The sequence below is a fragment of the Gardnerella rara genome (assembly GCF_055452355.1).
This window is the reverse complement of the sequence record NZ_JBVBJP010000005.1, coordinates 72,182-95,166: the sequence shown is the minus strand read 5'-3', so window position 1 is coordinate 95,166 and position 22,985 is coordinate 72,182. Positions and strand designations below refer to the sequence as shown.

Here is a 22,985-nt window from a genome sequence, read left to right as displayed (position 1 = left end):
TTATTATTCATGATTAGGTTATTGTGCCCGTGTTTGTTCCCTTTTTTGGGGTTTTGGTAAACAAACACGGGCAAAAATAAACAAACACAAGAAAACCATTCGCGCGTGATTCACGCGCTTACTATAGTGCGATTGTAGCAAAACTTGTTAGCGTAAAGAATCTTGTTAACGTTCTTGTTAGCGTAAAGAGTAGTGTATAAGTGTAGCTTTAATACAATTAAACTGATTAAACGGAAGTATGTATGAAAAAGGCTCTTATTAATATTGATTACACGAATGATTTCGTGGCAAGCGATGGCTCGCTTACAGTAGGAGAGCCTGCACAAAAGCTCGAGAAGCGCATTACCGAGATATCGCAGCAGTTCCTAGATGATGGCGAGTTTGTGGTCTTTGCAATTGATACGCATCATCTAAACGATCCGTATCACCCAGAAACTAAGCTTTTCCCACCTCACAATATTGCTGGAACGCACGGTCAGAAACTGTATGGAGCGCTTGGCGATTTTTACGAAGCAAATAAAGATAAGAGCAACGTGTATTACATTCATAAGACGCGCTACTCGTCGTTTAATGGCACAGATTTACTGATTAAGCTGCGTGAGCGCCATATTGAGGAATTGCACTTGGTGGGAGTTTGCACGGATATTTGCGTGCTCCACACTGCTGTTGACGCGTATAACCTTGGATTCAAGATTGTGGTTCACAAAGATGCAGTCGCAAGCTTTGATCCGCAAGGTCACGAGTGGGCGCTTCGTCATTTTAAGACTTGCCTTAATGCGGATATTGTAGAGGGCTAGTCGCAGTTTGTTGGCAGCTTTTTGCGCTAGCATATGCGTTATTTTTGCTAGTCTTATTTTCCTATCTTTCTATCGTCTATCTTGCAAAACCCAAAGTACTTTGGAAAATGTCAGATAGAATTGCCAAATATATCCTATTTTCGCTAATTCTATCTTGCAAAACCCAAAGTACTTTGCTAAATTGAAGATAGAAGTGGAAAGAAAAGGAATGTGAATGATTTTCAATCGTCAAAGGTACATAAAGAAACTTAACCAGCTTAGTTGGAATGGCTTGGTTAAAATCATTACTGGTGTGCGCCGCGCGGGGAAATCCTTCATTCTTAATGAGCTGTTTTATAATTCTCTTATTTCTCAAGGTGTTTTGCAGAATAATATTATTCGGTTTGCCTTTGATGCAGACGAAGATATTGATCGTCTTGAGCTATTCGCAAATGGCGAACCAGTAAAAATCGCAGATAAAAAACTTGGCTACGTTATCAATGCTAAAGTGTTCCGTCGCTACATTGCATCGCAAATAAATGATAGTGACAAGTTTTACATTTTCCTCGACGAAGTGCAATTGCTTGATAATTTTGTTGGTACACTTAACAGTTACTTAAGGCACGCAAATTTAGACATATATGTTACTGGATCTAACTCCCGTTTTCTTTCATCGGACATTGTTACTGAATTTAAGGGGAGGAGCACAGAAGTTCACGTTCAACCTCTTACTTTTGCCGAATACATGGAAAGTTCTAGCAAAACGATTTCAGAATCTTGGGCAGATTACATTGTTACTGGCGGAATACCGCTTGTAGCTAGAATGCAAAATGTTGAGGAACAAATAAAATACCTTGAAAATCTTGTTAAAGAAACTTATTTGAAAGATGTAGTTCAGCGAAACGGCGTGCGAAAAGAGCAGGCTCTTTCTGAAACGCTGCAAGTAATAGCTTCGTCAATAGGCGCTCCTGTTAACCCAAGGAAACTTTCTAACACGTTTATTAGCCACGGATATGGAGAAATTACTTCAGAAACTGTTAGTCGTTTTATAGACTACTACAGTGATGCTTTTCTTGTAAGTAAAGCTCAAAAGTATAATATTAAGGGCAAAAAATACATTGATTCCTTGTTCAAAATTTACTTTGAAGACATTGGGGTACGCAACGCTTTGCTTAATTTTAGGCAAATCGAAGAGTCGCATATTATGGAAAATGTTATATACAACGAATTAAGGTATCGCGGATATAACGTGGATATTGGCGAAATGAATATTGCCGAAAATACTGGTCGAAAAGATAGAAATAACCATGATATTTATGCGCAAAAATCTTTGGAAATAGATTTTATCGCTACTTTGGGAAGCGAAAAATATTATATACAATCTGCGCTCGCTATGACGACGGAAGAAAAATCATTGCAAGAAAAGCGCTCGCTTTACTATATTGATAATTCTTTCAAAAAGATAGTAGTTACGAAAAATGGATTGCATGCTACAAGAGATAATCGTGGGGTAGTCACCATGGATCTATTCGATTTTTTGCTTAACGAAGACAGTCTTAAGCGGTGATTTAATAGAATACTATTGAGGCATGGCGATGTCTGAGTGAAGAATGCCATGTGTGCTTTATAGCTTTTTATTGTGCTGATTTTGTATGCAACGCCTATTTACTTAATTGATAAATAGGCATATACTTATATGTGTGAAGCGAAAAGAGTTGGAGAAAAGACTCAATCAATGAGTGCTACTGAGCATGATAATGCAACGACTTGTTTGCAAAATGTGACCGCTATAGCTCGCAGATGCGATGGCTGGTGGGCTATAGAAGTGCCAGAAATACCCGGATTATTTACTCAAGTACGTAGGCTTGATCAGGTTGCAGCAATGGTAAAAGACGCTGCTGCAACGTTAAATGTTAAAGTCAATGGCGTGAAAGTGACTCCGAAACTTAGTGAGCAAGATGAGCTTATGCTTCAACATATGTTAGATGCAAAATCGGCAGCTATAAAAACTCAAGAAGAAGCGTCTATGCTTATGCGTGAAACGGTCCGCTTATTAAGGAATCAGGGATTGACGGTTCGTGATGTTGCAGAGCTTACGGGAGTTACTCCGCAGCGAATAAGCTCGCTTAAAGCTTAGTGATTTAATCACAATGTGGTTGAGACTGTGCGCAAGTAAGTTGCTTAGTAACGCATAAACTCTATGCAAAATAAATCATTAACAGATAAATAATAAAGGCCAAGCCGTAGTATGCATGGCTACAGCTTGGCCTTTGAAAATTGCGATATGTTTTTAAGTTAAAATCGCAGTCTAATGCTTTTATTTATTCTTGGCAATTCCAAGAGCTTTTGAACTTTCATCCTTGTCAAGACCTATAAATAAAAGCACAATTATGCCAATAATCAGCGGAACATAACCGTATCCAGATCCGTGGATTATGCCGAATATTTCCATAAGCCCATTTGCTATTACAGCTAGTGAGGATACGATAAAATATAGTTGCGCGCACCACGGTTTTTTAATGAGAAACATGGTTGCAAGGCCAAATAATCCAGCGATAATTTGAGGCACTCCCCATAGATAATCATTACGCATTACAATCAGCGCAATTCCGCTAGCAAGAAATACGCCATTGGCTATTGTCCAAAATACGGACGGAATTTGTGCTTTTGTATCTTCTAAATTACTCATATTCTTCTCCTTCTAATACAAGAAAATAATTGCGTATATAAAACCTTTACAATTTATAAATTAATGGCGCGCTAAAAGGTAAACAATATCTTGTATATGAAAACCTTTACAAATAATTACTAATCAAAACTACTCAAGATTCATTAATCTTTTAAACTGAATCAGTAAAGTATACTATTTATACGGTTATGTTCATTTTTTAAAGGGATAACTGCATTACATTCCCAATACTTGCCAAAGGCTCGAAAATAAAGTGAACCGCCTAAATGCTTTAGGGTATCGCGATGGAGCAGAAGCCCTTTTTGAGATACTGCGCGAATCGCATCTTTACTTTTCTTGCCCAAAAATCGAACATTGAACTGTTTTATAACAATTTGTTTTTTACGTATCGAAATTCTGATGTAATAAACTAGGGAAGCATATTTTCGCATGTTCAAATATAGCTCTTCGATTAATTCAATAACTTCACAGATGATTTCATCGCTAATGTCTTCAGGAATATCGTTACTAGATATATTGCATATGGATCTTCCTTTTAATCCACATGATTCATTGATTGAGTCGTTCATTTGTAGCGTATCTTCAATGCGCTGAATGAACTCGCTTCGAGCATCATGCTTAGCAGTATTTCCACGTAGAATGTCGATAATATTATGACCTTCCTCAAAAGCCTGATCTGCCAAATCATTTATTTCTTCAATAGCTTCTCGTTGCTTTTTAGAAATAGACTTGTCAAGTAATGCTATTTTACTTTGTAGTGCAATATCTGCAATCTTATTAGTTAATTTATCGTGCATTCGCACAGCCAAATTAAGATTATTAATTGTTTGCTTGTCTTTTTCATAAAGAACCATTTTTTGGTGATAAATGCGCAAAATAATACCAGTGCAAACGCAAAATATATTTATTAAAAGGTAAGCAATAAGATACTTGAAAGACAAAGTTGATAGGTATCGGTATGCAACGTAGTGTAATGCATCTAGTACTAAGAATAAAGGTAGCGTAAATTGAATCGGATATAAATATGAAATAAAAACAAATGATATGATGAGCCCGAAAGTTACTGGTGGAAGATTCAGACTAGGAATAGCAAGAATGCTGAGATGCACAAAAATATAGCACATGCTCATAAAATGCGGGAGCAAGCAAAGGAACAGATTCATAGCAGCAAGAATCATGTAAACTATAACAAGTTGTATTGTGCTATTGTCGCTATTTGAGTAAATATATGCATCCATTGCGCTTGACAAACATCCCAATAGCAAAAATGTTTTATTGTCAATAAGCTTTTCTCGCAAACGACGCATTAAGAAAATAATCATTGTGTATCATTTCCTAAATATTCATCATGCAGCCATGTGGTAATAAGTTGTGAACGATTCGTCACATTCAACTTTTTGAACACGCGACGAAGGATAGTTTCCACAGTACAAGTTTCAACAAATAAACGTTTAGCGATTTGCGCATTGGTCATGCCTTTACTGCACAACTTTACAATTTCAGTCTCATGATCCGTTAAAGCAAGGCGTCCCTTTTTTGGCTTATTTTGCAAACGTTGAAATGCTGTCATCGTGTCGTCAAAATGAAGATTACCTATTATTTGCGGCTTGAATGTGCCATGGGCAATACTGCTAAGCATGGCGCAAATAGTTTCTGGGTGGTTCTTTCCAACAATGCCTTGTGCGCCTGCTGTTGATGCTTTTAAAGCATAATCGTTGATAGGGAATGAAGTTATAGCAATTATTATTGGGAGTGAGTATCTTCTTCGCAATTCGTATAATATTTTAATTCCCGAAACCCCAGACATATACATGTCAATTAGCAGCACGTCTGGGCATTGATTTTGACAAAACTGAATTGCTTGATCGGCGTACGCGGATAACCAGCAAATACTGCAGGATGGAACAACCTGTTCAATATATGTTTTTAGGCCGTGTAGACAAAAACAATCATCATCAACAATGCCAACAGTAATATGCTTTGCTGCCATACTGCTCCTTTATAAAAGCATTATTTAAGTAATAATAATACTTGAATTTGTATAAGGAATATCTTGTCTAGGAAAACCTTTACAAATGGAATCTTATAAAGGTAGTCGCTGAGAGATTACGGGGGTTACTCCGCAGCGAATAAGCTCGCTTAAAGCTTAGTGATTTAATCACAATGTGGTTGCGTCTATGCGCAAGTAACTCGCTCAGTAACGTATAAACTCTATGCAGAACAAATCATTCTCTGGTATTATGCAAGCTCCAAGAATCATAAATAAAAATCATCATTTAGTGTGATGCAAACTCTTTACGGCGATTATAGGCTATTAAGCAAAAGCTGAAATCCTCAATAAAGTGTCAATCATAAAAGCGTTAATCGTAGCATTATCAGGCACTTTATTTATTTTGGATCAGTTTGAGAGGCTTGTTTCAACGCATCCTATGCGTTTACGAGTTTGGAGAGTGAGGAGCTTTGTATTATGCGTAAGTTTACGAAAGTACTCTTGCTTGCTGCTCTGCCAGTGTGTTTGCTTACTGCATGCTCTGGTAGAGCAGTTGATAATAGTCAACAGCAGGCGTCACATGATTCAGTTCCACTTGTTTCAGTCAAAAAACAGCCTTTAACACAAGTTGTGTCGGGTAAAGCAGCAATAGAACAATCGTCTACCTTTGTTATCACTGCTGTAAGTAGAGGGAATTTTTCTCCATCGGTAAAAGCAGGAAGTGCTGTAAAAGCTGGAAGTGTTCTAGGATACAATGCTGGTAACAAAATTATTGCTCCCGTAGACGCTAAAGTTGTGTCAGTAGCTGAATCATCTGCGGACGTGCCTAAATCTTTCCCACTATTCACTCTTAAATATGAAGGTTTTTCAATAAGCCTTAATGCAAAAGCTTTACTTCGTTCTGCGGATATTACAGATGTTAAAGGTCGCTTCCAAGTTGAAGACGGTGTTGGGCCAACCAATTGTTTGCAAATAGTACAAAGCGGTGGAACTTCTACCGATATTGCAGCTTCGGGTAGTAGCAAGAATGATAGTGCTGATTCGACTCAAACAGATGAGTCGAGTTTGCAAAGTACACCTAGCGTATCGTCAAAAGTTTTAACGTGTTTAATAGATAAAAGCGCAGAAGTAGAATCAGGTCAAAATGCGACGCTTGTTTTTAATGGCAAGCATAAACAATCAGTTCTAACACTGCCCGTTAGTGCGGTTGCTGGAAGAGTTCAAAAAGGCTTAGTCTCATACAAAAAAGGCGATAATTGGGAGAGTAAAGAAGTTGGTCTTGGAATAAGTGACGGCGCTAATATTGAAATTACGTCTGGTTTGCATGAGGGTGATGTCGTAGCAGGTGTTTCTCCTGATCTCATTCCAGGAGTGCAATGATTATGGAAAACAATCCTGTTCCGCTGGTTGAACTACAAGACGTGTCAGCGCGTGTAAAACTAGGCAATGGCGAATGGCTTACCACTGTTAACTCTGCTTCTATGTTACTTAATCAAGGTGAAACATACGCGGTAGTTGGCAGGTCTGGATCTGGCAAAACGAGTCTTATTTCTATTATTGGATTTTTGAATAAAAATTTTACTGGAAAATACTATTATTCTGGCAAGTCAATCCAAAAGTGTAGTGATAATACAGTATCGCATATGCGCGCTCGAAATATTGGTTTTGTTTTTCAAAACTATTCTCTCATTAAGCATTTAAGTATTAGAGAAAATGTTGAGTTGCCGCTTTTATATGCAGGACTACAACAAAGCAAGCAGACAAGAAGAAAAACTATAGAAGAAGCATTATGTGATGTTGGATTGCAAGATAAACTAAACGAATACCCTGGAAGGCTATCAGGCGGTGAACAGCAGAGAGTTGCGATAGCGCGTGCTCTCGTTACTAATCCCGAATTACTTATTTGCGATGAGCCAACTGGTGCGCTCGATAGTAGTACTGGAGAAAAAGTGCTTCAAGTGTTGCATGATCGTGTTCAAGAATCTGGAACAACATTACTATTAGTCACTCATGATATGAAAGTGGCTCGTTCTTGCTCTCACATTTTTACCATGGAAGGCGGTGTTCTTTATGATCATGCTGCTTAAAGATTTGCGCCTGTCTCCTATGAGATCCTTCCTCACAGGTTTTTCAATGTTTATAGGCATCATTGCCGTTATTGCGTCAGTGCTTATCGGCACGGTTGGTAAGGACTATCTTATTGCAACTAACGAACAGCTAAACGGTCGTAGACCAACATACGAGATTACTTTTTCAGCACAAAATTTTGACGAATATTCAGTATTTAACAAATTCTTAAATCGCATTGAATCCGCAAACCGTAACGCTAACGTTATGCTACAACCAAACACTGGACTACTGTTTAGCGCTTCTATGCCAGCCTCGAAGAGTGTAAAAATAAGCAAAGAATATAAGACCAGCAATCTTCAATATGTTGACGCTGTTTACACTACGGCAGGATACAACAAAGTTTATAACTTACCTATTGTAAGTGGAAGATGGTTTAGTAATAGCGCTAAAAGCAACGCATTAGAAATGGTAGTAAACCAATCTGCTAGCAAAAGATACAAGATTGGTGAAGTAGCATTTATTACTTCTCGCAAAACAACACAAATGAGTCCTATAAGGATTGTTGGAGTTGTGAACGATGGCGTAGACTCAGCAAAAGTATACGTGAATATTCTAGGATTATTACGTTACGCTCCAACTCTTTGGGAATATTCTGGAAAAGAAGCTCAAGGCTCAATCTACTGGTTGAATAAAGAAAATCGTCCTCAAAAATCAATTAAATCTTATGTTTCAGATGCTCTTTACGACTGTTGTGGTGGACAAGTAAACGAAATTAGAAGACATGATAATAGTGATGATTACGAGAATGTTATAACAGTATTGCAATTAAGTTTTGCTATCGTAGCCGTATTATTGCTTTTTGTTTCCGCGCTAGGTTTAATCAATATTGGTTTAGCATCGTTGGAGCAGCGCACGCATGAACTGCTTATACGCAGAGCTTTGGGTGCTACTAGATGGTCGATTGCTTCACTTGTGTTAGGCAGTGCGATTATTTTAGCGCTGATAGTTTCGATTGCTGCCGTCGCTGTTTCTTTTGGTCTTGTGTCTATAGCATCAAGTTTTTGGGATGTAGCAAGCCCAGTTAGTCCGCCAGTTTACCCATATGAAGCTGCTATTGGAGCTGTTATTGCGGCTTTTATTACAGCGCTTGCTGGAAGTGTGGTGCCGGCAATAAAAGCATCGCGTTTACAGCCAGCATTAGCATTGCGTTAATTTTCAAAAAATAAGAAAGAAGGAATAATGAATAATCATACTATTGGTAAAGCAACTCTTATTATTGGTGTGCTTAGTGCGCTTCTTATGTTCAATGCTTGTGGAGGAGTAGGCAACAATAATGCGAGTGGTATGGGTGATGCGCGCTCGCAAAATAGTTCACCTAGAGAGACTGTTGATTTTGCTCATATAGAGAAGGAATACCAGGAGTCCGTTGCAAAGCTTAGTTGGCCTGAAAAATATAAAGCTCCTGCAAACTTGGTTGGAGAAGAAAAAGACAGCCAGTTCCAGAGTGGATATGGTGATACGCAAGCATCTAATTATTATCAGTGTGCTTGGGAGCGGCAATGGTTAGACACGTATGCTAGTGATGAACAAGCGGCAAGTAAAGCTTTGCATGAGCTTGAAAAAGTGCCTAGCATGCCGTTTATGGGTCCAGACCGTTGTGATGATGCAACGCGAAACTTTTTCAAAGAGCACATGCGTAAAGCAAAACTAGGAGATCCGTCAGGATTCCAACAGGATGTGCAAACTAATTGTCCTGTGATGTAATTGCATTTGTATGGCTTTATTGCGCTGTCGCACTAAATGGATTGTTATATGCTTCTTTTTACCCATGTTGATGGTGTCCAATAATCTTTGGTAAGCATTGATGGGTATGTTTGTTTACGAGTTTGAATAATCCACAAGGCTATGCCTGTTGAAACAAGTATTACGCCAGCTGCAATCATTATGAATAATGATGAATTTAGATTTCCCCATGCTAGTACGCTTGCATACCCTACGATAATGCCGCATTGCTCCATAATAGAAGTAAAAGTAGTAGTCGCGCCGAGAATGTGTGTTGGTATGCCGTCGAGAAGAGCTGTTTGCCCATAGACGATGGTTGCGTCAAAAATAATACCTGCAATGAAAGCAGAGCAAAGAAAAAGAGCAATCCAATTATTAAGTGCGAAAATAAGTAAAGGAATAGAAAGGAATCCAGGTAATAAAATAGAGTATAAAATCTCATAATGTAGCACAATGTATTTGCATAATAGCGAACCTACAATCATGCCAATGTTAAATATGCTGACTATTGACCCCCACGTGGATGCCGAATGAAAAAGCGTGAGACAATGGTGTGCTCCCATTAGTCTGAATGCAGCAAGCCATGATCCAGATTGTAACGCCGATACTACTCCTAAGACTATTAACCATGGTGTAGATTTCATATAGTGTAGAGAAGCTGCAAAACCAGCAGTTTTATTGCTTCCTGTATTGCTTCCTGTCTTCGTATTGTTTGCGCTATTTTGCGATTGCTGGTTTAGATTAACTAACAGCAGAGGTAGCGCCGCTAGTATCATCACAATAGCAATGCTCGTAAAGAAAATGAGCGGATTACATATATCAACAAATATGCCAGTAATCGCTGGTGCAGCAAGCCTGCTGAGATTAATCCACATGCGCATGCTTGCTAAAAATTTGGTTTTTTCGCCAGTCGGTACGCTATACGCCATCAATACTTTTTGATTAGGTGAAGAAAATGCAGTAAAGAACCCGAATATTATGCCGAGTAGTGTAACCATAATAGCAATAAGATTATGCTGTGCTACTAAAGCGAAACCATATCCAGTACACAATAAGGCAAAGCAGAACGTTAGCGCTATAAACAATCTAGTTGGTGGATATTTATCTGCAATAATGCCGCCAAGCGGTGCTGCTACGCAGGTCATAAGTGCTACGGACACTGCGTTAAGCGCTGCGTGAGATAAGTCGACATGTATTAAAAGATATAGGCTTACGCCAAATCTACAGCTCGTTAAAAGAAAAGCATTAAGCGATAAAACGGCAATAATAAGAGTTGTGCGAATCCGCGCCGCAGCGTTCATTTCCTTCTCTTTTTTTTTTCTTTCATATTATGAATGTCTTTCATATTCTGAATAATATATGCCTCTTGATGTACACCTTTTTCTGGACTGTGAGAGAAATGTGTGTTTTATGCAGTTTATAGGCAGGGGTTGCGGCTACTGGCGATAGTAGGAGAGGAAGCTGGAGAGTTTGCCCATTGCGTCGCGAAGCGTCTGCAAGCGCGGCAAGTAGACTACGCGGAAGTAGCCTGGAGTCTGCCAATTAAAGCCTTTGCCGTGCACAATCAGCAACTTCTGATCGCGAAGCAAATCAAGCGCAAACTGTTCGTCGTCGTGAATGTTGTAGCGAGCAGGATCAAGCTTTACAAACATGTAGAAAGCGGCATCTGGTCGCTCAACGCTTACGCCATCCATCTCTTGAAGCGCGTTATAGCAGTACTCGCGCTGCTCATACACGCGTCCGCCTGGCTCCAAATACTTTTCAACGCTCTGGTACCCGCCCAAAGCAGTCTGAATAATTGATTGCGCAGGAACGTTTGAGCACAAGCGCATATTAGACAGCATGTTAAGTCCCATAATGTAGTCGCGAGCCTTGGATTTATCTCCCGAAAGGCTCATCCATCCAATGCGGAAGCCAGCAATCATATGCGACTTAGAAAGTCCGCTAAAAGTTACGCAGAATACGTCTGGAGCAAGAGAAGCAATCGAAATATGCTTCTTGCCGTCCATAACAAGACGGTCGTAAATCTCGTCCGCAAAAATAATCAAATTAAATTCGCGCGCAATCTTAACAATCTCTTCCAAAACTTCGCGACTATACAGCACACCCGTAGGATTATTTGGGTTAATAATCACAATTGCTTTAGTGCGAGGCGTGATTTTAGAGCGAATATCGGCAATATCTGGGTACCAATGCGATTTTTCGTCACACATGTAGTGCACAGGAGTGCCGCCAGCCAAGCTCGCGCACGCAGTCCACAAGGGATAGTCTGGGCTTGGTATAAGAATCTCGTCGCCGCAATCAAGCAGCGCTTGCATAGAAAGGTTAATCAGCTCGGAAACGCCGTTTCCAGTGTAAATATCTTCCATTTGCACGCCTGGAATGCCCTTAAGCTGATCGTATTGCATAATCGCCTTGCGCGCGGCGAAAAGTCCGCGGCTATCCGAGTAGCCTTCGCAGTCAATAAGCTGCTGCTGCATGTCGTAAATCACTTCGTCTGGAGCGCGGAATCCAAAAGGCGCAGGATTTCCAATGTTGAGCTTTAAAATATGCGTTCCGTTTGCTTCCATGCGGTTTGCTTCTTCTACAACTGGGCCGCGAACGTCGTAAAGCACGTGTTCAAGTTTGGTGGATTTGTTGAAATTTCTACGTTTAAGTGTTTTGGAAAGCTCTTCTTCTGTTAATTTGCGATTTTCTTCGTGCTGCTCGCTGCAATCTGCTGGCGACTTTTGCGCGGTTTTTACGCAAGAATGGCCACCTTTAATCGAATTGCTGCCGATTCCATTGCTGCCGATTCCAAGAATTTCTTCGAGCATATCTCGTACGTCTTTGCGAGGCTCAGTTTTGCCACTTAAATATTGACTTAACTGGCTTTTGCCAAGCTTATGGCCACTTTTTGCTGCAAGCTCGATTACATCGATCTGCTTGTATCCCTTGATTTTCATGGCCTTTTTAAGGTCGTTTGCAAAATTCTGTGCCATAATCCGTCTTTCTTTACACCATCTTATAGAAGCTTATAAAATCAGCATTCGTAAATTGAACAAACGTACAACAAAGTTCAAAATAGAAGCTATAAATTGAACTTTGCGGCGATTAAAAGACAATTTTACGCGCCAAAACGCATTTTGCAAGCCTAAAATTGAATTTATTTTGAATTTTGATTGAATTTTTACTGAGCAATAATTAAGAATTGAACTAAAAAGACATTAAATTGAACTTATTGATTCCCGACTTTGTTCCCTTTTGCCCGAAAATGTTTACGTTTTGGGTCAAATGGTAAACAAAAGCAAGAAAAAGGGAACGAATACAAGAAAAAGGGAACAAACGCAAGCGAATCAGCGCAGTTTGTTGCGGTGATACTATGGGTTACATGTATTTCTTTACTCCGCGCAGATGTGAATCTACCCAAAAAATAATGTACGCCAATAAAGGGCAGGCTCTTATGGCAGCGGATAAAAGCTTTAAGGAGCGCGGAGCAAAACTTTGGGTTTATAAATGCGATTATTGCGGCAGCTGGCATTTAACGCATTCAAATCCTGCGATTCGTAAGTACTGCGATATGCGCTCGCGGTTTGAAACAACCAAACCTAAGTCTAGAAAACGCGGATACAAGCCGCGTATGCGCTAAAAATCAGTAAATTAGTAAATCAGTACTTAAAAGTAAATCCTTGCGCATTAAGCTGCGATTCGCAGCTGTGGTTTTTGGCTCCAGGGTCCACCGCAAGCTTTGCGATTTGCGCGCTGAACGCGTCCACTGGCCTATCTGCATTACGCAAATCGTAGTATTTATGCACTCTTTCGTCGAAGCTTGCCAGATTTTCAAGCAAAACGTCATCGCTACTAGGGTATTCATTTTCAAAAAATTGCATGCCAGAATCCATGCGCGGCTTTAGCTCTGGGCTTTGATCTGGCTCGCCAATCGCAAGCCCAAGAACGGGGTACGTGTATTTGGGCAACTTCAAAAGTTCAATTAGCTCGGGAATGTTGTTTAAAATTGAACCAAGAATTACGCAACCAAGTCCAAGCGATTCCGCGGCTGTTTCCATGGCATGTAGCGCAAGAACCGCATCGTTCTGCGACTGCGAGAATCTGTAGCCCGTTTTAAGAGTAAAGTCGTCTCCGTCTGTGTCAATTCCGCTTTTTCGCGCGATTGCAGCATTTCTGTGCTGATCTATTACGAATACGTACAAAAGTGGCGCTGTGGCTATATAAGCCTGATTTCCAAGCTGGGAAAGCTTTTGTTTAAGACTTTCGCTCGTAATTTTAATAGCCGACCAATCGTTTAAAAATTGACTGCAAGCTGAGCGCTGTGCCGCCGCTTCTAGTGTTTTTACAACATCTTCGCTAATCGGATTGTTTTTAAAAGCGCGTATAGATCTGCGATTAAGAAGCGTTTGAATAGTTTGATTCGCATATACGTTCTGCGCGTCGTTTTGTTCGCCGTCTTGCGCATTATTCTGTACATTACTCTGAGTTGACATCATGTTTTTATGTTAATGGCAACGAAATACCAAATTGAAATACCAATTAGAAATTGACATGTAAAAGTGTTATAAAAGTGTTATAAAAGTGAGCGAACTTGGCAGTGAAGCCAGTTTGTATGTAATGGGTTTAGATTTGCGCTAAGGCACCAAGCGCAGATTTTTTACTTGTTGGCGGTGCTAAGGCGGCGTGGATTATGCTGAACAGTATTGACGTTGACGTTAATGGTGGTTCATTTAGCGCAGATTCGTACGCGATTCAAGACGTTCCAGCAACATGCTCGGGCGCGCCCGAAGGGCGACTCGTGCTTTTGCGCCACGGTCAAACTGTTTGGAGTAAATCTGGCCAGCACACAGGCCGCACCGATATTCCACTAACACAAGTTGGCCGCAATCAGGCTATAAACGCAGGCGCCAGGATTCGCCAGGCTTTTCCAAACGGCTTTAGCGAGGATTGCCAGTTTGTAAGCCCGCTTATTCGCGCTCGCCAAACCGCTCAGTTGGCCGGATTTACGCATTGCACGTCGCTAGAATACGCCGCCGAATGGGATTACGGCTGCGCAGAGGGGCGCACAAGAAAAGACGTTTCTACGCTAAGCGGCGTTGAGTCATGGGATGTTTGGAAAGATGGCCCTAAAGCTCTGCCAGATTTTATGTCGGATTCTAGCGAAGAAGTTTTGCCAAGCGGAGAAACTGTAAAAGTGGTGCGCTCTAATGGAGAATCTTTACAAGATGTTTCTAATCGCACTCAAAAAATAATCGACTCTGTTTTGCCAAAACTTAAAAGCGGCAAAGATGTGATTATTGTAGCTCACGCGCATATTCTTAGGATTTTAGCAACCAGATGGCTTGGGGTAGATGCCCAGCAGGCGCGCTTACTTCGATTAGACACCGCGCACTATTGCGCACTTGGAACATATAAAGGCGATCGTGTAATCGTTCGCTGGAATTGCTGATTTTTGCTTGCTAAAAATATGCGACACGCCGCTATATCAACACTGCTATCGTTTGCAATATTTTTATATTTGAGGCATAATAAAAAATGTCGAAAGGGCACCTAGGGGTGCGGCGGCCAAAAGGTAGGCCGACGGCATAGGAGAAAGGTTCGATGATGAATCGTACAATTAAGTCAACAATTGCGCTTGTAGCTTGCTCAGCAATGGCATTTGGTGCGCTCGCTGCATGCGGTTCTAGCTCTTCGGATTCTTCCGATAAGGGCAAAGTTTACTTCCTTAACTTCAAGCCAGAATCTGCTGATCAGTGGAAGGAAGTTGCTAAGGAATACACCAAGAAGACTGGCATTCCTGTAAAGGTTCAGAATGCTGCTTCTGGCACTTACGAGCAGTCCCTTAAGAGCGAAATCAGCAAGGGCGATGAAGCGCCTACACTGTTCCAGGTTAATGGTCCTGTTGGCTACGCAAGCTGGAAGGATTACACCGCAGATCTTAAGGATACCGAGCTTTATAAGCAGCTTCAGAACAAGGATATTGCTCTTAAGGACGGAGATAAGGTTGTTGGCGTTCCATACGCAATGGAAACCTACGGCTTGATTTACAATAAGGCTTTGCTTAAGAAGTACACCGAGCTTAAGGACGCAAAGGTAAAGTCTGCCGAAGAGATTAACTCCTTCGATAAGCTTAAGGCTGTTGCAGACGACATTCAGGCTCGTAAGGGTGAGCTTGGCGTTGATGGCGCCTTCACTTCTGCTGGCTTCGATTCCAGCTCTGATTGGCGCTTTAAGACCCACCTTGCAAACCTTCCTCTGTACTACGAGTTCAAGGAAGATCATGTTACCAAGCAGCCAGCAAAGATTAAGGGTACATTCCTTGATGGCTACAAGAAGATTTTCGATCTTTACATTACAGATTCCACCACTCCTGCAACTCAGCTCAGCTCCAAGACTGGTGAGGATGCAAACTCTGAGTTCTCGCTTGGCAAGGCTGTGTTCTATCAGAATGGTACTTGGGCTTGGACCGACTTGCAGAAGGCTGGCATGAAGGCCGAAGACCTTGGCATGCTCCCAATCTACATTGGTGCTAAGGGCGAAGAAAAGCAAGGCTTGGCTACTGGTTCCGAGAACTACTGGTGCATTAACGAGAAGACTTCGGATGCCAACAAGAAGGCAACCAAGGACTTCTTGAAGTGGGTTCTTACCTCTGATTACGGCAAGGAAGCTATGTCTAAGAAGATGGGCTTCACCACTCCATTCAAGAGCTTTGCAGATATAAAGTCTGAGAATCCTTTGACTGCTGCTGCTGTTGAAGATGCTCAGTCTGGCAAGACTCCTGTAAGCTGGAACTTCACTATGATGCCATCTGACAACTGGAAGAACGATCTTGGCTCCGCTTTGCTTGAGTATGCTCAGGGCACTGGCAAGTGGGATAAGGTTAAGAGCGCCTTCGTTGACAATTGGGCTAAGGAAGTTGCTCAGGCTCACGAAGATCAGGATTAATCCAAAGAATTGGGTTAAAACTGGCTCATTAAATTCATAATTTAATATATGTCATTTTTGTAATTGCATTAGCACAGTGCATTAGTGACAAGTAAAAGAGCTTCAAGCCTAATGGTTTGAAGCTCTTTTTTAGTGTAAAGATAGTTGATAATTGTTAGCCGTTAGCTGTTAGTCGTTAGTCGTTAGTCGTTAGTCGTTAGTCGATAGTCGATAGCAACTAGCTATTTTCAATCTGACTTGTGCTAGATCTAACTATAAGCTGTGCAGGAATGGTAATGTATCTGCAGATTTTGCTTAAGTAATCGCCATTAATCAAAGACAAAGTCATTTTGGCTAGGCTTTTTGCCATCTCAACAGGGTCTTGACGAATTGTTGTTAGCCCCGTTTCTCTTGCGTAGAAACTATCGTCAAAGCCAATAATCGAAACGTCTCCAGGAGTACTGTAGCCGCTTCTAGAAAGCTGGAACATAAGCGGAATTGCTATTGCATCTTCTTGGCAGGCGATTGCCGTTGGAACGTTTGTATTGCTTAAAAGCGAAGAAACGATTGAGCTTATGCGGTCGGCGCCTTCGGGTGCTGCGATTTCTATAGGAGTAATGCCGTTAATTTTGCATTCGTCAATAAAAGAATGGTAGCGCTGCAAAACGCTAAAATGCAGGGAAATATCGCGGTTTGTGCGAATGTAGGCAATGTTTTTATGGCCTAAACCAATAAGATGACGTGCCATAAGCCTAGCGCCTTGATCGTCATCTATGTTAATAGTTGCGTCAAAGTTGCAATCCAAAGGATTCACGCAATTTATTCCCAAAACTGGCACGCCAGTGGCTTTTAAAGAATCAACTTCCTCCTTGTTTACGTCGAATGAGCAAACAATCACAGCATCTGCATTTCTGCGCGTAGGAAGCATGTTAAAGAATTCCGCGCGCTCTTGACTGCTAGATATTTGGAAGACTGAAAGGTCGTAGCCAGCTGGGTGAAGAACTTGATTTAGGCCTTGCATAATAGACGCAGTAAACCAGAGTCGCATGCTGCCGCTAATAAGAAGCGCAACTCTTAGCGTTCTTCCAGATTTTAAAGCAGCCGCAGAACGCGATATTGAAAAGTTTAGTTTTTCGGCAATAGTCAATACTTTGTTGCGGGTTGCTGCAGAAACTAGGTCTGGGCGCGTAAACGAGCGTGAAACAGTAGATACTGATACGTGCGCTTGGCTGGCAACGTCTTGAATATTGGCCGGCATGTGAACTCCTTTATTCGCACAGCAAAATATTTCGTCAATATCTTCATTAATATTACTAAAATATGTACAAAGTTAGTGTACAAGCTGCGTAGCATACGCGATTTGCGCCTGCTTAATTTGCATTTATTACACAAACGTTTGCAATACGAACAATAATAGCAGGTTTTGCCGTAAAATCGCCAAAAATTAGGATTTTTTTCACATTTGTTTTTTAGTATTTTTTGCTGCGACATGCAAAAAATGACAACGTTTGACATTACTGTTACATGTAGTAATATAAAAGTATTGATTCGGGCGCGGCTGCTCGTTCAGTGACGTACTCAAGGAGGAGAAAGTGACGAATTATGATTAATATGAGTGGAAAGGCAATACGCAAGTGGTGGGCGTTATTTGCTCTGCCAACGTTTGCCGCTTTTGTAATTGGCTTTTTAGTGCCATTTGTAATGGGCGTGTATCTTAGCTTTACTAAGTTCCACACTGTTACCGACGGAAAGTTTGTTGGAATACGCAATTATCGCAAGGCTTTGCGCGACCCACACTTCCTTCATTCGTTAATATTTACAACGGCTTTTACGATTGTAACAACAATTGTTATTAATGTTATTGCATTCGCAATTGCCTACATGCTTACAAAAAAGTTTAAAGGATCCAACCTGTTCCGCACAGTGTTCTTTATGCCAAATTTGATTGGCGGCATTGTTTTGGGCTACGTTTGGCAGGTAGTGCTTAATGGCATCTTGGGCTATTTTGGCCGCGCTATTACCTATTCTGCAACGTATGGATTCTGGGGCATGGTTCTTTTGATATGCTGGCAGCAAATCGGCTATATGATGATTATTTACATTGCAGGTTTGCAGGCGCTTCCAGGAGACGTTATTGAGGCGGCAGCAGTTGACGGCGCAAGCCCAGCTCAAACGCTGTTTAAGATTACGATTCCTCTTATGATGCCTTCTATTACGGTTTGCACGTTCTTAACTGTTACAAACGGATTCAAGCTATTCGATCAGAACTTGGCATTGACTAATGGTGCTCCTTCTAGAAAGTCGGAGATGCTTGCGTTGAACATCTTTAACACGTTCTATGGAAGGATTAACGGCGAAGGTGTTGGCCAGGCAAAGGCAGTTATATTCTTTATTATCGTTGCCGTTATTGCCTTGGTTCAGAACAAGTTGGCAACATCTAAGGAGGTGGCAGCATGAACGAGAAAGCTAAGCATCCAGTACTTTGGACCACGCTCTTTTCTATAGTGAGCTTGCTGTGGATTTTCCCAATTGCGTTAGTATTTATGAACTCCTTTAAGTCAAAGGTGTATATTGCTAGCGAGCCATTTTCGTTTACTCCAAAGTCGTTTATTGGCTTTGACAACTACGTTCTTGGCATTAATCGCACCAACTTGCTTATGAGCTTCTGGTGGACGATTGTGGTAACAGTTGGCGCCGTAATTTTGATTCTGCTTTGCACTTCTATGTGCGCTTGGTGGATTGTGCGCGTAAATAACTGGGCTGCAAAACTTCTTTACGTGTTGTTCTTGTTCAACATGATTGTGCCATTCCAAATGGTTATGTTCACGCTTTCCAACATCACTACAAAGCTTGGATTGAACACCCCTTGGGGCTTGTGGATTATCTACCTTGGATTTGGCGCAGGTTTGGCTGTGTTTATTTTCACGGGCGTTGTAAAGGGCATTCCTCAAGAGTTGGAAGAGTCTGCAATGATTGATGGCGCTTCTGTGCCACGCATATTCTTCCAGATTATTGTTCCGATTATGAGGCCAGCGATTATATCCGTTTCTATCTTGCAAACAATGTGGATTTGGAACGACTTCCTTCTTCCTTACCTCACTTTGGATTTGAACAAGTACAAGACGGTTTCTATTGCAGTTCAATATTTGAAGGGCGGCTATGGTTCCGTTGAAATGGGTGCCATGATGGGCTGCTTGGTTATGGCAATTGTTCCAATCATAGTCTTCTACCTAATCTGCCAGAAGTACATTATTAAAGGTGTTATGGCTGGTGCGGTAAAGGGCTGAGATTTTTTCTCCTTCGAATCTCGGCATCTAGCGATGGTGGTTGCACGCGTCTGCAGCCACCATCATTTATATTTATCTCATCATTTATATTTATAATGTATTGTTGGTTAGGATTGCGTTTAAAGCGCGCCATTAGGCAGGAGTGGTTGTAATGATTTCTTTTGGAGGCCCTGATTCAAAGTTTGCACAAGGAATGGAATCGTTTGCAGACGCGGTCTGGCTTACTGTTTTAATGATTATTACAAGTATTCCGCTTATAACAATTGGCGCATCTATTACAGCCGCGCACGAAACAGCTAGAAGAATTGAGCGTGGCGAGGCGCATACAACAGCAATCTACTTTAAGTCTTTTAAGAATAATTTTGTTAAGGCCACCATTATTTGGGCTATTTTAGGGCCACTTTTAGCGCTGATTGTGTGGTCTTGGATTTTCTTGCAACTCACTCCGCTTTTAATAATAAAGTTTGCGATTAGCATTTTGTGGATTATTGTTGCGCAGTGGGTTTTTGCTCTGCAAGCGCGTTTTGAAAACTCCATTGGCCGAACTCTTATTAACTCGCTGATTTTTGGCGTGAGCTATGTGGCAACCACTTTTATGATGTTTTTGCTTGATTGTGTGTTCTTCGCTCTTGTGTATCTTTCGCTAAAGTATTTTTTGCAGGGATTGCCGCTGCTGATTTTGCTTGGATGGGGATCTTTGATTATGCTTCACACGCCGCTTTTGGAGCGCGTGTTTGCTAAGTATGTTGCGGCTAACCGCGATTAGAGGTTAGCGATTTAAGCGGCTAATATGTTAGTGAGGCGAGCATCGCCATAGACGCTCGCCTCACTCAGGACATCAAAAGCGTGATGCGCAAAATGGTGTCTACAAGCCATCCTACGCATCACGCGGAGAGGGAAGAAGTTACTTGCATGAGCAACTTTATGTATTACTAGTATACCTCTAATTGCTCTATTTGCAAAGCTTTTTTAACCTTTCTTTTTACGTTTTTGGTGGTAATTTTACTGTTGTTCTGGGTTATTGGTTAAATTTTTTCACCATTCATAATTTTGGCCATGGAAAGCACTCGTGGAGACTTAAAAACATCGCCCGTGTGAACAACATTGCCATCTTTGTCTGCAAGAGGAATACGCCAATTTGGATATTCCGTACTGGTTCCAGGCTGATTCTGCGAACGCTTTTCTCCAACAGCGTCTACAAGTGCCACTTGCAAAAGCAAAGATGGGGAAGTGCGCATAATCGCATGCATGGCTTCTACGATTTCTTGCACGTGATCTTCCACATGCTCGGCCGCATCTTTGCTAATCCAGCCGCCGTCCAAAAGCATCTTCATCATGGCGTCACGCTCTGCGCTAGCAGCCTTTTGGAAGCTTTCTACAGAATCGGTAAGCAGGTGCAGCTCTTCGCGAATCTTAACATGCTCGAACTCAAGGTAGCCTGCAGTAGGAGGCATATCGTGAGTAGTAACAGAAGCCAAAGCGTATTCGCGGTAGGTAGAAGGATTTGCAAATATGATTTCCTTCTTTCCAGCCTTTTTAGCGGCTTTTTCGGCTTCATCATTGTGTGTAAACCATTCAACAACCGTTCCAAGAATGCCGTGAGAAGCAAGTACCTTGGAAACGTAGGCTGGAACAGTGCCAAGGTCTTCGCCAATCACCAATCCGCCTGCGCGAGTGGCCTCAATGCTAAGAACTGCAAGCATTGCGTCCACATTGTAGTAAACGTAAGCGCCGTTCTTTGCGCCCTGGCCGCGTGGAATCCACCAAAGGCGGAAAAGCCCAAGCACGTGGTCAATGCGAACCGCTCCAGCGTGCAAGAACACGTTGTGAACCATGTCTCGGTAGGCAATGTAGCCAGTTTCGTCTAAGTAATTAGGGTCAAATGGCGGCTGGCCCCAATCCTGACCTTGCTGGTTGTAGAAGTCTGGAGGAGCGCCAACACTAACGCCATTAGCAAAGCGCTCTGGGCTCCACCACACGTCTGCGCCGTATCCGTGCACGCCAACTGCCATGTCTTGCATAAGGCCAATTGCCATTCCAGCGGCCTTTGCTTCGGCGTGAGCGGCTGCAACCTGCTCATCTGCAATCCACTGAAGCCAGCGGTGGAATTCAAGCAAATCGGCGTGTTCGCTTCTAAGTGTGTCAATCTGAGGAGTGCCTTTGCCAGTGGTGTCAAACCAAAGATTATCTCCCCAAGGCGCGCCCCAAACCTCAAAGGCCACGCACCAGGTGGCAAAAGCATCTAAATCTGCACCAGAACGAGCCTTAAAGTCTGCGAATTCCTGCTCGCGCTCGGCGCTTCTAGGCTGCTTAAAAATAAGCCTTAATGCTGGAAGTTTTGCGTTCCACGCGGCGTTAATATCCATTGGATTTGGATTATCGTTAAGCGCTTCCACGCCCGCGTGCAAAATTTCCACCTCTTTGCGCTGGCTTTCGCTAAGCTGCGCGTACTCTGGAATATCTTGTGGACGAATGTATGTAACGTTTAAGAACCTGCGCGATTCTGGCAAGTAAGGCGAAGGCTCCAAAGGTGCCACTGGCGCGCACGCATGAATCGGGTTTATAAGCATAAAGTCGGCTTTGCCAATGCTTCCAGCGTCTTTAAGTAGCCTGCGCAAATCGCCATAATCACCAACGCCCCAAGATTCCTTTGAACGCACGGAGTAAAGCTGAGTCATGTAGCCCCAACGATGGCGTTCCTTAACGCTTTGTGGAAGTGGGATTTTTGCTGGAGCGCAAATCAAAGTTGACTGCGCATGAGCAATGGTTTTGCCATTTTTATCTTCTACTTTTGCAAGAAGAGTGTGGTACCCCATTGGCAAGTCTTGTGGAATCTCAAGCGTTAGGCCGTCTTCCTTGCTGTTTTCAAATCTGTTTAGAGGCTCTTCGTATTGCGACCCATCTTCTAGCGTAAGCGTTATGTGAATTTTTTCTGGGCTGCTTGTGGCTTCTTCAGCGTGAATAGGAACAATCGTTTTTGTGCCGCTAAAGCACACCACGGTTGGCGGCAACAGCTCGCTATTGCGCTTTTCTTGAACGCTTTTTAGCGAATTTTCAATGTTTTCGCTTGTGTTTGCCGGGTAGCCCAGGGCGTCTAGAACGCCTACAAGCGCTTCGTCCGTAATCTCTGTGTAGTCGCCTAGTTGGTCTATGTAGAAAGTTGCGACTCCGCATGCTTTTGCAAGTTTAATTAGTGGGCGAGCAAGTCTTTCTGCGCTTTCTTCTACGGGCACAGGCGTGGCAGCCCTTGTTTTGCCATTGTCTGTTGTGCTCATGATGCTCCTTTGTTAATCGTGGCACGTGTACGAGCATCGAATTTGTTGCAAACGATGCTAAAAAGTGCGGGCTCTCAACACATCGCTGGATTGAGGCACGCTCTAAGCAACAATTATATTAAGTATTGACATCGTTTGCAATATTGGCGATTTTGGGCGATTTTGGGCGATTTTAGCGGAGATAAGCAAAAACCGCAGAAGGTT

The 22,985-nt window shown here is 42.0% G+C and carries 21 protein-coding genes; 13 read left to right on the top strand and 8 right to left on the bottom strand.

Annotation, left to right across the window (positions count from 1 at the left end; all coding sequences use genetic code 11):
* The first annotated feature begins 242 nt into the window (after nucleotides 1–242).
* From ACZ0NX_RS05775 to ACZ0NX_RS05765, 3 genes are all read left to right on the top strand, one after another.
* Complete coding sequence (locus ACZ0NX_RS05775; protein ID WP_060786455.1) at nucleotides 243–797, top strand: cysteine hydrolase family protein; 555 nt, start codon at nucleotides 243–245, stop codon at nucleotides 795–797.
* Nucleotides 798–1,011: 214 nt separating this feature from the next.
* A complete protein-coding gene (locus ACZ0NX_RS05770; protein ID WP_464406068.1) occupies nucleotides 1,012–2,343 on the top strand; it encodes an ATP-binding protein in 1,332 nt (443 codons plus the stop codon).
* A 168-nt stretch (nucleotides 2,344–2,511) separates the two neighbouring features.
* Entirely contained in the window at nucleotides 2,512–2,913 is a 402-nt protein-coding gene (locus tag ACZ0NX_RS05765; RefSeq protein ID WP_415689797.1) for an XRE family transcriptional regulator, read from the top strand.
* 180 nt (nucleotides 2,914–3,093) lie between these two features.
* Here the strand turns inward: ACZ0NX_RS05765 and ACZ0NX_RS05760 are convergent, their stop codons facing one another.
* The 3 genes from ACZ0NX_RS05760 to ACZ0NX_RS05750 all read right to left on the bottom strand — a co-directional run bounded on the left by ACZ0NX_RS05760 (nucleotide 3,094) and on the right by ACZ0NX_RS05750 (nucleotide 5,455).
* Complete coding sequence (locus ACZ0NX_RS05760) at nucleotides 3,094–3,465, bottom strand: hypothetical protein (RefSeq protein WP_004112863.1); 372 nt, start codon at nucleotides 3,463–3,465, stop codon at nucleotides 3,094–3,096.
* A 161-nt stretch (nucleotides 3,466–3,626) separates the two neighbouring features.
* Complete coding sequence (locus tag ACZ0NX_RS05755) at nucleotides 3,627–4,787, bottom strand: histidine kinase (RefSeq protein ID WP_464406066.1); 1,161 nt, start codon at nucleotides 4,785–4,787, stop codon at nucleotides 3,627–3,629.
* Entirely contained in the window at nucleotides 4,784–5,455 is a 672-nt protein-coding gene (locus tag ACZ0NX_RS05750; RefSeq protein ID WP_415689707.1) for a response regulator, read from the bottom strand. The genes ACZ0NX_RS05755 and ACZ0NX_RS05750 overlap by 4 nt, the downstream gene beginning before the upstream one ends.
* A 477-nt stretch (nucleotides 5,456–5,932) precedes the next feature.
* Between ACZ0NX_RS05750 and ACZ0NX_RS05745 the strand changes: the two genes are divergently transcribed.
* The 4 genes from ACZ0NX_RS05745 to ACZ0NX_RS05730 are packed head-to-tail and all read left to right on the top strand — an operon-like array spanning nucleotide 5,933 to nucleotide 9,289.
* A complete protein-coding gene (locus ACZ0NX_RS05745) occupies nucleotides 5,933–6,835 on the top strand; it encodes an efflux RND transporter periplasmic adaptor subunit (RefSeq protein WP_464406063.1) in 903 nt (300 codons plus the stop codon).
* Entirely contained in the window at nucleotides 6,832–7,542 is a 711-nt protein-coding gene (locus tag ACZ0NX_RS05740) for an ABC transporter ATP-binding protein (protein ID WP_060786451.1), read from the top strand. Before ACZ0NX_RS05745 ends, ACZ0NX_RS05740 begins: the two co-directional genes overlap by 4 nt.
* Nucleotides 7,526–8,737, top strand: coding sequence for an ABC transporter permease (locus ACZ0NX_RS05735; RefSeq protein ID WP_464406061.1), 1,212 nt, complete (start codon nucleotides 7,526–7,528; stop codon nucleotides 8,735–8,737). Before ACZ0NX_RS05740 ends, ACZ0NX_RS05735 begins: the two co-directional genes overlap by 17 nt.
* A gap of 27 nt (nucleotides 8,738–8,764) precedes the next feature.
* Nucleotides 8,765–9,289 carry a hypothetical protein gene (locus ACZ0NX_RS05730; RefSeq protein WP_464406059.1) on the top strand — a complete coding sequence of 175 codons (525 nt, stop codon included), beginning with the start codon at nucleotides 8,765–8,767 and terminating at the stop codon, nucleotides 9,287–9,289.
* A 44-nt stretch (nucleotides 9,290–9,333) separates the two neighbouring features.
* Here the strand turns inward: ACZ0NX_RS05730 and ACZ0NX_RS05725 are convergent, their stop codons facing one another.
* Nucleotides 9,334–10,608: an MFS transporter gene (locus tag ACZ0NX_RS05725; RefSeq protein WP_464406057.1), complete on the bottom strand. Its 1,275-nt coding sequence runs from the start codon at nucleotides 10,606–10,608 to the stop codon at nucleotides 9,334–9,336.
* Between the two features lie 135 nt (nucleotides 10,609–10,743).
* Complete coding sequence (locus ACZ0NX_RS05720) at nucleotides 10,744–12,288, bottom strand: aminotransferase class I/II-fold pyridoxal phosphate-dependent enzyme (protein WP_464406055.1); 1,545 nt, start codon at nucleotides 12,286–12,288, stop codon at nucleotides 10,744–10,746.
* Nucleotides 12,289–12,668: 380 nt separating this feature from the next.
* On the opposite strand from ACZ0NX_RS05720, the gene ACZ0NX_RS05715 reads away from it, so the two are divergent.
* Nucleotides 12,669–12,935 (top strand): hypothetical protein, encoded by a 267-nt coding sequence (locus ACZ0NX_RS05715; RefSeq protein WP_415689719.1) that lies wholly within the window; start codon nucleotides 12,669–12,671, stop codon nucleotides 12,933–12,935.
* Between the two features lie 19 nt (nucleotides 12,936–12,954).
* Here the strand turns inward: ACZ0NX_RS05715 and ACZ0NX_RS05710 are convergent, their stop codons facing one another.
* The gene (locus ACZ0NX_RS05710; RefSeq protein WP_464406053.1) at nucleotides 12,955–13,791 is read right to left on the bottom strand and encodes a nitroreductase family protein; all 837 of its coding nucleotides are present in this window, start codon (nucleotides 13,789–13,791) and stop codon (nucleotides 12,955–12,957) included.
* Nucleotides 13,792–13,985: 194 nt separating this feature from the next.
* On the opposite strand from ACZ0NX_RS05710, the gene ACZ0NX_RS05705 reads away from it, so the two are divergent.
* Both ACZ0NX_RS05705 and ACZ0NX_RS05700 read left to right on the top strand, forming a co-directional pair.
* Complete coding sequence (locus ACZ0NX_RS05705; RefSeq protein ID WP_464406051.1) at nucleotides 13,986–14,744, top strand: histidine phosphatase family protein; 759 nt, start codon at nucleotides 13,986–13,988, stop codon at nucleotides 14,742–14,744.
* A 152-nt stretch (nucleotides 14,745–14,896) separates the two neighbouring features.
* Entirely contained in the window at nucleotides 14,897–16,240 is a 1,344-nt protein-coding gene (locus ACZ0NX_RS05700) for an ABC transporter substrate-binding protein (RefSeq protein WP_415689725.1), read from the top strand.
* Nucleotides 16,241–16,457: 217 nt separating this feature from the next.
* Here ACZ0NX_RS05700 and ACZ0NX_RS05695 read toward each other — a convergent pair whose 3' ends face one another.
* Entirely contained in the window at nucleotides 16,458–17,477 is a 1,020-nt protein-coding gene (locus tag ACZ0NX_RS05695) for a LacI family DNA-binding transcriptional regulator (RefSeq protein WP_464406048.1), read from the bottom strand.
* Between the two features lie 344 nt (nucleotides 17,478–17,821).
* Between ACZ0NX_RS05695 and ACZ0NX_RS05690 the strand changes: the two genes are divergently transcribed.
* From ACZ0NX_RS05690 to ACZ0NX_RS05680, 3 genes are all read left to right on the top strand, one after another.
* Nucleotides 17,822–18,676, top strand: coding sequence for a carbohydrate ABC transporter permease (locus ACZ0NX_RS05690; protein ID WP_060786444.1), 855 nt, complete (start codon nucleotides 17,822–17,824; stop codon nucleotides 18,674–18,676).
* Entirely contained in the window at nucleotides 18,673–19,506 is an 834-nt protein-coding gene (locus ACZ0NX_RS05685) for a carbohydrate ABC transporter permease (protein WP_060786443.1), read from the top strand. The genes ACZ0NX_RS05690 and ACZ0NX_RS05685 overlap by 4 nt, the downstream gene beginning before the upstream one ends.
* A 151-nt stretch (nucleotides 19,507–19,657) precedes the next feature.
* A complete protein-coding gene (locus ACZ0NX_RS05680; protein WP_464406046.1) occupies nucleotides 19,658–20,272 on the top strand; it encodes a DUF624 domain-containing protein in 615 nt (204 codons plus the stop codon).
* Between the two features lie 259 nt (nucleotides 20,273–20,531).
* Here ACZ0NX_RS05680 and malQ read toward each other — a convergent pair whose 3' ends face one another.
* Nucleotides 20,532–22,781 carry a 4-alpha-glucanotransferase gene (gene malQ, locus ACZ0NX_RS05675; protein ID WP_464406045.1) on the bottom strand — a complete coding sequence of 750 codons (2,250 nt, stop codon included), beginning with the start codon at nucleotides 22,779–22,781 and terminating at the stop codon, nucleotides 20,532–20,534.
* Between the last annotated feature and the right edge of the window lie 204 nt (nucleotides 22,782–22,985).